11 protein-coding genes are annotated in these 11221 nt (G+C 61.0%); 8 read left to right on the top strand and 3 right to left on the bottom strand.

Annotation, left to right across the window (positions count from 1 at the left end):
- Positions 1-42 precede the first annotated feature (42 nt).
- Positions 43-810, top strand: coding sequence for an FCD domain-containing protein (locus tag D906_RS09040; protein WP_027614920.1), 768 nt, complete (start codon positions 43-45; stop codon positions 808-810).
- A gap of 70 nt (positions 811-880) precedes the next feature.
- Here D906_RS09040 and smpB read toward each other — a convergent pair whose 3' ends face one another.
- Positions 881-1363 (bottom strand): SsrA-binding protein SmpB, encoded by a 483-nt coding sequence (smpB, locus tag D906_RS09045; RefSeq protein ID WP_012274261.1) that lies wholly within the window; start codon positions 1361-1363, stop codon positions 881-883.
- Between the two features lie 163 nt (positions 1364-1526).
- Here smpB and D906_RS09050 point away from each other — a divergent pair, with 163 nt between their 5' ends.
- Positions 1527-1961, top strand: coding sequence for a type II toxin-antitoxin system RatA family toxin (locus D906_RS09050; protein WP_016712097.1), 435 nt, complete (start codon positions 1527-1529; stop codon positions 1959-1961).
- A 63-nt stretch (positions 1962-2024) separates the two neighbouring features.
- On the opposite strand, the gene D906_RS09055 is transcribed toward D906_RS09050, so the two are convergent.
- A complete protein-coding gene (locus tag D906_RS09055) occupies positions 2025-2561 on the bottom strand; it encodes an outer membrane protein assembly factor BamE (protein ID WP_025754268.1) in 537 nt (178 codons plus the stop codon).
- A gap of 97 nt (positions 2562-2658) precedes the next feature.
- Here D906_RS09055 and fur point away from each other — a divergent pair, with 97 nt between their 5' ends.
- Positions 2659-3063: a ferric iron uptake transcriptional regulator gene (gene fur, locus D906_RS09060; RefSeq protein ID WP_012274258.1), complete on the top strand. Its 405-nt coding sequence runs from the start codon at positions 2659-2661 to the stop codon at positions 3061-3063.
- 111 nt (positions 3064-3174) lie between these two features.
- Here fur and recN read toward each other — a convergent pair whose 3' ends face one another.
- Positions 3175-4848, bottom strand: coding sequence for a DNA repair protein RecN (gene recN, locus D906_RS09065; protein WP_027614921.1), 1674 nt, complete (start codon positions 4846-4848; stop codon positions 3175-3177).
- Positions 4849-5040: 192 nt separating this feature from the next.
- On the opposite strand from recN, the gene grpE reads away from it, so the two are divergent.
- The 5 genes from grpE to carA all read left to right on the top strand — a co-directional run bounded on the left by grpE (position 5041) and on the right by carA (position 11146).
- Positions 5041-5598 (top strand): nucleotide exchange factor GrpE, encoded by a 558-nt coding sequence (gene grpE / locus D906_RS09070; protein ID WP_019098161.1) that lies wholly within the window; start codon positions 5041-5043, stop codon positions 5596-5598.
- 101 nt (positions 5599-5699) lie between these two features.
- Positions 5700-7625, top strand: a complete 1926-nt coding sequence (gene dnaK / locus D906_RS09075) for a molecular chaperone DnaK (protein ID WP_016712093.1) — start codon at positions 5700-5702, stop codon at positions 7623-7625.
- Positions 7626-7819: 194 nt separating this feature from the next.
- Positions 7820-8947 (top strand): molecular chaperone DnaJ, encoded by a 1128-nt coding sequence (gene dnaJ, locus D906_RS09080; RefSeq protein ID WP_019098160.1) that lies wholly within the window; start codon positions 7820-7822, stop codon positions 8945-8947.
- Positions 8948-8960: 13 nt separating this feature from the next.
- Complete coding sequence (gene dapB / locus D906_RS09085) at positions 8961-9764, top strand: 4-hydroxy-tetrahydrodipicolinate reductase (RefSeq protein WP_016712092.1); 804 nt, start codon at positions 8961-8963, stop codon at positions 9762-9764.
- A gap of 245 nt (positions 9765-10009) precedes the next feature.
- Positions 10010-11146 carry a glutamine-hydrolyzing carbamoyl-phosphate synthase small subunit gene (gene carA / locus D906_RS09090; protein ID WP_003249935.1) on the top strand — a complete coding sequence of 379 codons (1137 nt, stop codon included), beginning with the start codon at positions 10010-10012 and terminating at the stop codon, positions 11144-11146.
- Positions 11147-11221: the final 75 nt, after the last annotated feature.

Consider the following 11221-nt stretch of genomic DNA (forward strand, 5'->3'; position numbering starts at 1 on the left):
GGCGCCCCCTGAAATTTGCCGGGGGTTTGTGGAGAGCATGTGATGGTTTTTGATCAGGTCCGCCAACGGCGCCTGTCCGACGACATTGTCGATCGTCTGGAAGGGATGATTCTGGAAGGTACGCTGACCTCGGGGCAGCGGCTGCCGGCCGAGCGCGTCCTTGCCGAACAGTTCGGCGTGTCCCGCCCGTCACTGCGTGAGGCGATCCAGAAACTGGTGGCCAAGGGGCTGCTGGTCAGCCGGCAGGGCGGGGGCAATTTTGTTGCCGAGTCGTTGGGGTCCACTTTCAGCGACCCGTTGCTGCAGTTGCTAGAGCACAGTGCCGAGGCCCAGCGTGATTTGCTTGAGTTCCGCCACACGTTGGAGGCGTCCTGCGCCTATTACGCTGCCCAGCGTGCCACCGAGCCGGATCGGGTGCGGTTGAAGGCTGCCTTCGATGCACTGCAGGACTGCTATGCCCGGGTCGATGAAGTGACCCGTGCGGAAGAGGGCGCAGCCGATGCAAGCTTCCACCTGGCGATTGCCGAGGCCAGCCACAACGCGGTGTTGCTGCATACCATCCGAGGGCTGTTCGACCTGCTCAAGCGCAACGTGGTGACCAACATTGGTGGCATGTACCAGCAACGCACCGAGACCCGGGACATGCTGATCAGCCAGCACCGGGAGCTGTACCTGGCGATTGTCGAGGGCAGGGCGGAGGATGCGCGGGAGGTGTCCAGCCGGCACATTTTGTATGTGCAGGAGGTGCTGGAAGAGGCGCACGAAGAAGCGCAGCGCGTGGCGCGGGCGGAGCGGCGCAGCGGGCGTTGAGATTTGTATGGGCAGTGCTGGCCTCTTCGCGGGTAAACCCGCGAAGAGGCCGGAACAGGCTGAAGAAGAGCTAGTCTTCCTTGCCCTTGTTCCGTACAGCCCGCTGCAGCTCGCGGTTGGAATCGCGTTCGCGCATGGTGTCGCGCTTGTCGAATTCCTTCTTACCCTTGCCCAGTGCGATTTCGCACTTGATCAGGTGCTTGCTCCAGTACAGCGCCAAGGCTACGCAGGTGTAGCCTTTTTGCGCCACGGCGGCCTCCAGGCGCTCCAGCTCGCGCTTGTTCAGCAGCAGCTTGCGGGTGCGGATGGGGTCGGCGATGACGTGGGTGCTGGCGGTGGTCAGCGGGGTGATGTGGCTGCCGAACAGCCAGGCTTCACCGTCCTTGAGCAGCACATAGCTGTCTGTCAGGTGTGCCTTGCCGGCGCGCAGGCTTTTTACTTCCCAGCCGGACAGGACCAGCCCGGCCTCGAACTTGTGTTCGATGAAGTAATCGTGTCGCGCTTTCTTGTTTTGCGCGATGGTCCCGGTCGGATGTTTTTTTTGCTTAGCCATAGGGGCGGCATTATAGGCAAGTCCGCGCGTCGTCCGCTATGGGATTTCGGTGTGCTTGAGCCACTGGAATGAATACCGGACAATACAAACCCTGTCATACGCACAGAACCTGTTTTCGGCACGCTGCGAAGCGTCGCCACCCAGCCTTGGAAGTGACGCCTGGATGACTACCCATATTCAACGCTCTGCCCTGCTGCCATACCCCGCCCAGGCGCTTTACGATCTGGTCAACGATGTGGCCAGCTACCCTGAGTTTCTGCCGTGGTGCTCGGCCTCGACGGTAATGGAAGCCAGCGAAACGCATATGCGCGCCAAGCTCGAAGTGGCCAAGGGGGGCATGAGCCAGCACTTCGTCACGCGTAACGTGCTGGTACCGGGGCAGTCGATCGAGATGAACCTCGAAGAAGGGCCGTTCACCCAGCTGCATGGTGTGTGGGTGTTCAAGCCGCTCGGTGAAAAGGCCTGCAAGATCAGCCTCGACCTGTCCTTCGACTATGCCGGGCCGATTGTGCGCGCCACGTTGGGCCCACTGTTCAACCAGGCGGCCAACACGTTGGTTGATGCTTTCTGCCAGCGCGCCAAGCAACTGAATGCCTGATTGAAACGGGCGAAAACAAAAAGCCCGGAACACGTCCGGGCTTTTTTGTCCCTGCTGGCCCTATTAGCGGGTTTCCAGCGGTGCAGGGGTCGGTACCGGGGTGGTCTCGATGGTGTCGATTTCGCGCTGGATGGATTCTTCGGTCGAGCCAGGCTTGGCTGGTTTTTCCACAGGTTGCGCGGCTGGCTGTTCGGCCTGGCCTGGCTCGGTGGCCGGGCTGACCGTGGTGTCGCTGCTGCCGCCGAGGATTTCCTGGTCGCGGCTGACGCCTGGCATGAAGTCGCCAGACAGGCTGACCAGCTGGTCGCTTTCGTTGAAGAACACACTCATGCGTTCTTGCTGACGCTTACCGCCACCTGGCTGCAGGCTGTACAGGTAGTCCCAACGGTTGGTGTTGAAGGTGTCCTGAATCAGCGGGTTGCCCATGATAAACCTTACTTGCCGTCGGGTCATTCCGGGGCGTAATTGGTCTATCATGTCTTGCGTGACGACATTGCCCTGCTGGATGTCGATTTTGTAAACCCCGGGAAACGAGCAACCGGCGAGTGCGAGCAGTCCCGCGAGGGCGAGGCTGTTTAGCAAGAGCTTGGTGTTTTGCATCGGTGGGCGACTTCCACTATCTTGGCTGGACAACGTAAACCCCGATCATACCCGTATTAAGAGAAGCTGCGAAGCAGCATCGGCGAGAAAGCTGACCATGGTTGAAAATAGCGAATTGCGCAAAGCCGGTCTCAAGGTGACCCTGCCTCGAGTCAAGATCCTTCAGATGCTCGATTCCACCGAGCAGCGTCACATGAGCGCCGAAGATGTCTACAAGGCGCTGATGGAGGCAGGCGAGGACGTAGGCCTGGCCACCGTCTATCGCGTACTGACCCAGTTCGAAGCGGCTGGCCTGGTGGTTCGCCACAACTTCGACGGCGGCCACGCCGTGTTCGAGTTGGCCGATGGCGGTCACCACGACCACATGGTGAACGTGGATACCAGTGAAGTCATCGAGTTCATGGACGCCGAAATCGAGAAGCGCCAGCGCGAAATCGTGGCCGAGCATGGCTACGAGCTGGTGGACCACAATCTGGTCCTTTATGTGCGTAAGAAGAAGTAACGATTTTTTATCGTTATAAATGGCAAAGGCGACCCTAGGGTCGCCTTTGTGCTTTCTGGCTTGGGCAGAACCATGTTTTGCCTGCCGGCGATAGGGCCAGCGCGGGTAGCATTAAGCCTTGCCGGAAACGACCATCTTGCGCGCATGCGCCAGGGATTCCTTGGTCAGGTCGATGCCGCCTAGCATTCGCGCCACTTCCTCGACCCGCTCACGCTTGCCTAGGCTGGCCACGGCCGTGTGGGTGGTATCGCTGTTGCGCACCTTGTGCACGAACAGGTGGTGATGCCCTTGCGCGGCCACCTGAGGCAGGTGGGTCACGGTCAGTACTTGCCCGCGCTCGCCCAGGCGGCGCAGCAGTTGCCCGACGATTTCTGCAGTGGGGCCGCCGATGCCCACGTCGACTTCGTCGAACACCAAGGTGGGGATCCGCGAGGTCTGCGCGGTAATCACCTGGATCGCCAGGCTGATACGCGACAGTTCGCCGCCTGAGGCTACCTTTGCCAGCCCTTTGAGCGGTTGACCGGGGTTGGCGCTGACCAGCAGCTCGATCTGCTCCAAACCGTGGGGCGACAAATCTGCGCCTTCGTTGGGCGTCAGTTCGATGCAGAAGCGCCCACCAGGCATGCCCAGGCGTTGGATTTCCTGCTCCACCGCGCCTGCCAGCTGCTGCGCCGCTTGCTGGCGCAGGCTGCTGAGTTCACGAGCCTTCTCTTTATAGTGCTGGGCGAAGGCGGCAAGCTCTTCGCCCAATCGCTCGATTGACTCGTCGCTGGCGTTCAGGCCTTCGATCTCTTCCATCAACTGCTGCTGCAGGTGAGGCAGCTCGGTGGGGTGCACGCGATGTTTGCGCGCCAGCGTATAGATGGTGTCGAGGCGCTCTTCCAAGGCTTGCAGGCGCATAGGGTCGGCGTCGAAGTTGTCGAGGAAGCGGTTGAGCTCGCCCACGGCTTCTTCTACCTGGATCTGCGCGCTGGCAATCAGGTTGGCCGCTTCAACCAGGGCTTTGGGTGAGTGGGTGGCTGCACCCAGCCGGTTGAGGCTGGAGGTGAGGGCGCTCAGCACGTTGCCCGAATCGCTTTCGCTGCACTGATCGATAACCTGGCGGCAGATGCCGAACAGCGCTTCGGCGCTGGTCAGGTTCTTGTGCTCCTGCTCCAGGTGTTCCAGTTCGTGTTCACCCAGGCCAAGGTTGTCCAGTTCTTCCAGTTGATAGCTCAGCAACTGGTGGCGGGCGCGCTGCTCATCGCCGGAGTTGGACAGCCGTTCCAGCTCCAGGCGCGTCTGGTTCCAGCGCTTGGCCGCCAGTTGCACCTGGCGGGCCAGGTCGACGGCACCAGCGTACTCGTCGAGCAGGCGGCGGTGAGTATCGGTCTTGAGCAGCGACTGGTGTTCGTGCTGGCTGTGGATATCGATCAGCAGTTCGCCCAGCGCCTTGAGGTCGCCGAGCGGGCAGGGTGTGCCGTTGATGTAACCGCGGCTGCGGCCTTCGGCGGTCATGACCCGACGCAGGATGCACAGGCCGTCGTTGTCCAGGTCGCGTTCGGCCAGCCAGGCATGGGCCTCGGGAATGTCCACCAGGTCGAAGGTGGCGAGGATATCTGCCTTGTCGGTGCCGGGGCGCACCACGCCGCTGTCGGCCCGGTCGCCCAAGGCAAGGCCGAGGGCGTCGAGCATGATCGATTTGCCCGCACCGGTCTCGCCGGTGATGACGGACATGCCGCGGGCAATTTCGAGGTCGAGGTGCTCGACGATGGCGTAGTTGTGAATGGACAGGTGCACCAGCATGGGGGCGGCTCCCGAAAGTCAGGTCTGGTTATTTATACAGTACTTTTTTCAGGCCTGCCAATGCTCCTTGGCAGATTCTGTTGCTGCCCGGAAAACCACCTTGCCCCTTGAAGCTGGTTTTTCCGACCCCATATAGCCGACATCCAAGGCGAGCCTGGCTCGCAGTCCACAAAATTGCGCAGGAGAGACCCCATGGCTGACGAACAGCTGAACGAAAAAGACCTTAACGTTGAAGAAACCGGTGCAGAAACCACTGCGGACGCCCGTGTTCTGGAACTCGAGGAGCAGCTGGCCGCCGCCAAGGATCAGTCGCTGCGCGCTGTAGCCGACTTGCAGAACGTGCGCCGTCGCGCCGAGCAGGATGTGGAAAAAGCCCACAAGTTTGCCCTGGAGAAGTTCTCCAACGACCTGCTGCCGGTAATTGACAGCCTGGAGCTGGCCCTGGCGCACTCCAATGACGAAGACGAGCAAGTCAAAGCCATTCGCGAAGGCGTCAAGCTGACCCTCAAGATGTTCCAGGACACCCTCAAGCGCTACAACCTCGAAGTTGTGGATCCGCACGGTGAGCCGTTCAACCCGGAGCACCACCAGGCCATGGCTATGCAGGAAAGCGCTGAGGTCGAGCCGAACAGTGTGCTGAACGTGTTCCAGAAGGGTTACCTGCTGAACGGCCGCCTGCTGCGCCCCGCCATGGTGGTGGTCAGCAAGGCGCCGAGCGCGGCGCAACCTTCGATCAATGAAAAGGCTTGAAATCCATCGGGGCATCCCCATTTAGGTGTCAAGCCTTCAAGTATTACCGCAGTTGGCAAAAGTAGTCGCTGCTACCAAATTCAAGTTTCGGGAGAGTTAACATGGGCAAAATCATCGGTATCGACCTGGGGACCACCAACTCGTGCGTCTCCGTTCTGGAAAACGGTAACGTCAAGGTCATCGAAAACGCCGAGGGTGCGCGTACCACCCCTTCGATCGTGGCCTACGCCAACGACGGCGAAATCCTGGTTGGCCAGTCGGCCAAGCGCCAGGCCGTCACCAACCCGCACAACACCCTGTTCGCAGTGAAGCGCCTGATCGGCCGCCGCTTCGAAGAAGACGTCGTGCAGAAAGACATCAAGCTGGTGCCGTACAAGATCGTCAAGGCCAACAACGGCGACGCTTGGGTGCAGGCCAGCGGCAAGGACATGGCACCGCCGCAGATCAGCGCCGAAGTCCTGAAAAAAATGAAGAAAACCGCCGAAGACTACCTCGGCGAGCCAGTCACCGAAGCGGTCATCACCGTTCCGGCCTACTTCAACGACAGCCAGCGTCAGGCCACCAAAGACGCCGGCCGTATCGCTGGTCTGGACGTAAAACGTATCATCAACGAGCCGACCGCCGCTGCGCTGGCCTACGGCATGGACAAGGCCAAGGGCGACCACACCGTCATCGTTTATGACCTGGGTGGCGGTACCTTCGACGTGTCGGTCATCGAGATCGCCGAAGTCGACGGTGAGCACCAGTTCGAAGTACTGGCCACCAACGGTGACACCTTCCTGGGTGGTGAAGACTTCGACATGCGCCTGATCGACTACCTCGTCGACGAGTTCAAGAAAGAGTCCGGCATGGACCTGAAGAACGATCCGCTGGCCCTGCAGCGCCTGAAAGAAGCTGCTGAAAAGGCCAAGATCGAGTTGTCGTCCGCCCAGTCGACCGACGTCAACCTGCCGTACATCACTGCAGACGCCACCGGTCCGAAGCACCTGAACGTGAAGATCTCCCGCGCCAAGCTGGAGTCGCTGGTCGAAGACCTGGTCAACCGTACCATCGAGCCTTGCCGCATCGCCCTGAAAGACGCTGGCATCGATGCCAGCAAGATCGACGACGTGATCCTGGTCGGTGGCCAGACCCGTATGCCGCTGGTGCAGAAAGCCGTTGCTGACTTCTTCGGTAAAGAAGCGCGCAAGGACGTCAACCCGGACGAAGCCGTTGCCATGGGTGCTGCCATCCAGGGCGCCGTTCTGGCCGGTGACGTGAAAGACGTACTGCTGCTGGACGTCAGCCCGCTGACCCTGGGCATTGAGACCATGGGTGGCGTGATGACTTCGCTGATCGAGAAGAACACCACCATCCCGACCAAGAAGTCGCAGGTGTTCTCGACTGCCGACGACAACCAGGGCGCCGTGACCATTCACGTGCTGCAAGGCGAGCGTAAGCAGGCTGCGCAGAACAAGTCGCTGGGCAAGTTCGACCTGGCTGACATTCCGCCAGCTCCGCGTGGCGTGCCGCAAATCGAAGTTACCTTCGACATCGACGCCAACGGCATCCTGCATGTCAGCGCCAAAGACAAGGCCACCGGCAAGTCGCAGTCGATCGTGATCAAGGCCAACTCCGGTCTGTCGGACGAAGAAATCGAGCGCATGGTGCGTGACGCCGAGGCTAACGCCGAGGAAGACCGCAAGTTCGAAGAGCTGGCCGCTGCCCGTAACCAGGGTGATGCGCTGGTTCACTCGACCCGCAAGATGGTCGCTGACGCAGGTGACAAGGTTACCGCTGAAGAGAAAACCGCCATCGAGGCCGCCGTTGTTGCCCTGGAAGCCGCTGTCAAAGGCGACGACAAGGCCGCAATCGATGCCAAGGTTGAAGAGCTGTCCAAGGTCTCTGCCCCGGTTGCCCAGAAGATGTACGCCGAGCAGTCGGCTGAACAGCCTCAGGGTGGCGCGCAGCAGGCCGAGCCGGAAGCCAAGCACGATGACGTGGTTGACGCCGAGTTCGAGGAAGTGAAAGACAACAACAAGCAGTAATCCCTGCATGTTGTCGGCCAGTTCACCGCCGTTTGGCGGTGAGCTGGTAGGATGTCGCCGCGCGGGGGCTTGCTCCCGCGTTGGCGTATCTGGAATTCGAGAATTTTTACAGTATCTGTCAGCGCTCTTGGTGGGGCGGCAGGTGCTGATGGCGCGGCGCAGATGCCAGACGCCCAACAAGGTGCAAATGACCTATGTCCAAGCGTGATTACTATGAGGTTCTGGGTGTCGAGCGCGGCGCCAGTGAAGCTGACCTCAAAAAGGCTTACCGCCGACTGGCGATGAAGTACCACCCGGACCGCAACCCGGGCGATAAAGAGTCGGAAGACAAGTTCAAAGAGGCCAACGAGGCCTACGAGGTACTGTCTGATGCCAGCAAGCGTGCGGCATTCGACCAGTACGGCCATGCAGGCGTGGACCCAAGCATGGGTGGCGGCGGTGCTGGCTTCGGTGGCGCCAACTTCTCCGACATCTTCGGCGATGTATTCAGCGACTTCTTCGGTGGCGGCCGTGGTGGTGGTGGTCGTGGCGGTGCCCAGCGTGGCAGCGACCTGCGTTACACCCTGGAGCTGAACCTGGAAGAAGCGGTGCGTGGCACCACGGTCAGCATCCGCGTACCTACCCTGGTCAACTGTCAGCCTTGCGATGGCTCTGGCGCCAAAAAGGGCTCGACTCCATCGACTTGCCCGACTTGCGGTGGCATCGGTCAGGTGCGCATGCAGCAAGGTTTCTTCTCGGTACAGCAGACCTGCCCGCGCTGTCATGGCCAGGGCAAGATCATCACCGACCCATGCACCTCGTGCCACGGCGAAGGCCGGGTTGAGGAATACAAGACGCTGTCGGTCAAGGTGCCGGCGGGCGTCGATACTGGCGACCGCATCCGCCTGTCTGGCGAGGGCGAGGCGGGTACCCATGGTGGCCCGACCGGCGACCTGTATGTGGTGATCAGCGTGCGTGAGCACGAGATCTTCCAGCGTGATGGCAAGCACCTGTATTGCGAAGTACCGATCAGCTACACCGATGCTGCCTTGGGTGGTGAGCTGGAAGTGCCGACCCTGGATGGCCGCGTGAAGCTGAAAATTCCGGAAGGTACCCAGACCGGCAAGCAGTTCCGCCTGCGTGGCAAGGGTGTGGCGCCGGTGCGTGGCGGTGGTGCGGGCGACCTGCTGTGCCGTGTGGCGGTGGAAACCCCGGTCAACCTCAGCCGTCGCCAGCGCGAGCTGCTGGAAGAACTGCGTGACTCGCTGGAAGGCGACAGCTCCCACTCGCCCAAGGCCAGTGGCTGGTTCGATGGCGTGAAGCGCTTCTTCGGCGATCTCTGACAAGGAAAAGGCTATGCGACGTATTGCAGTGATGGGCGCGGCGGGGCGGATGGGCAAGACCCTTATCGAGGCCGTGCAACAAACGCCGGGTGCAGGGCTGACGGCGGCGATCGATCGCCCTGATAGCTCGCTCGTCGGGGCTGACGCCGGCGAGTTGGCGGCTCTTGGCCGGATTGGTGTGTTGTTGTCTGACGATCTGGCCAAGGTCGCCGACGAATTCGACGTGCTGATCGACTTCACCCACCCATCGGTGACCCTGAAAAACCTCGCATTCTGTCGCAAGCACGGTAAGGCGATGATCATCGGCACCACCGGTTTTACGGTTGAAGAAAAGCAGCTGCTGGCTGAAGCTGGCAAGGACATTCCAATTGTGTTCGCTGCCAACTTCAGCGTGGGTGTGAACCTTAGTCTGAAGCTGCTTGATCTGGCTGCCCGGGTGTTGGGCGATGATGTCGATATCGAGATCATCGAGGCGCATCACCGGCACAAGGTCGATGCACCGTCGGGTACTGCGCTGCGCATGGGTGAAGTGGTTGCCAATGCGCTGGGCCGCGATCTGCAGGAAGTGGCCGTGTATGGCCGTGAAGGGCAGACTGGCGCGCGTGATCGCAAGACGATCGGCTTCGCCACCGTACGCGCCGGCGATGTGGTGGGTGATCACACCGTTCTGTTCGCAGCTGAAGGCGAGCGCCTGGAAATTACCCACAAGGCCTCCAGCCGCATGACGTTTGCCAAGGGGGCCGTGCGTGCGGCGCTGTGGCTGGATGGGCGTGAGCCTGGCCTGTACGATATGCAGGATGTGCTCGAACTGCACTGAGCCTTGCAACGGGCTGGCCCGCGATTGGGGTGCGATGCACCCCTTTGTCGCAATCTTGTGTTTTAGAGGCACATCCGCGGTAGACCAAAAACGCACTTTTCTGTAAGCTACAGCTTTAGTGTGTCCACTAAAAGCGCGCAGCGAATTGAATTCAGCACATGAAAGCGGGGTGACGTGTCCATACGTCACTCCGCTTTTTTGCAACCTGCGATCGCCCTTTCATGCTTGATTTACGGGAGGTCTTCTTGACAAAGCCAGCCATACTCGCCCTTGCCGACGGCAGTATTTTCCGCGGTGAAGCTATCGGTGCCGACGGTCAGACCGTTGGTGAGGTGGTATTCAACACCGCTATGACCGGCTACCAGGAAATCCTTACAGACCCTTCCTACGCGCAGCAAATCGTTACCCTGACCTACCCGCACATCGGCAACACCGGCACCACGCCGGAAGATGCCGAGTCGAACCGCGTCTGGTCCGCAGGCCTGGTCATCCGTGATCTGCCGCTGCTGGCCAGCAACTGGCGTAACACCCAGTCGCTGCCTGAGTACCTCAAGGCCAACAACGTCGTTGCCATCGCTGGCATCGACACCCGTCGCCTGACCCGAATCCTGCGTGAAAAGGGTGCCCAGAACGGTTGCATCCTCGCCGGTGACAACATCAGCGAAGAAGCCGCCATCGCCGCCGCCCGCGGCTTCCCGGGCCTGAAGGGCATGGACCTGGCCAAGGTCGTTTCCACCAAGGAACGCTACGAGTGGCGTTCCAGCGTGTGGGAGCTGAAGACCGACAGCCACCCGACCATCGACGCGGCCGACCTGCCGTACCACGTGGTTGCCTTCGACTACGGCGTCAAGCTGAACATCCTGCGCATGCTGGTGGCCCGTGGCTGCCGCGTGACCGTGGTGCCGGCCCAGACTCCGGCCAGCGAAGTGCTGGCACTCAACCCGGACGGCGTGTTCCTGTCCAACGGCCCTGGTGACCCTGAGCCTTGCGACTACGCGATCCAGGCGATCAAGGAAATCCTCGAAACCGAGATCCCGGTATTCGGCATCTGCCTCGGCCACCAGTTGCTGGCCCTGGCTTCCGGCGCCAAGACCGTGAAAATGGGCCACGGCCACCACGGTGCCAACCACCCGGTCCAGGACCTGGACACCGGCGTGGTCATGATCACAAGCCAGAACCACGGTTTTGCCGTTGACGAGGCCACCCTGCCGGGCAACGTCCGCGCCATTCACAAGTCGCTGTTCGACGGCACCCTGCAGGGTATCGAGCGCACCGACAAGAGCGCGTTCAGCTTCCAGGGCCACCCTGAAGCGAGCCCAGGCCCGACCGATGTCGCGCCACTGTTCGATCGTTTCACCGATGCCATGGCCAAGCGCCGCTGAGCATCCTGCTTCAAGGCCCCGGGCCGGCTCGCGCCGCGCCCGGAAGCGCCTGACCCAGATTGTTCAAAGCGGCTT

This window comes from Pseudomonas sp. LAIL14HWK12:I1, assembly GCF_003202095.1.
Taxonomy (GTDB): Bacteria; Pseudomonadota; Gammaproteobacteria; order Pseudomonadales; family Pseudomonadaceae; genus Aquipseudomonas; species Aquipseudomonas monteilii.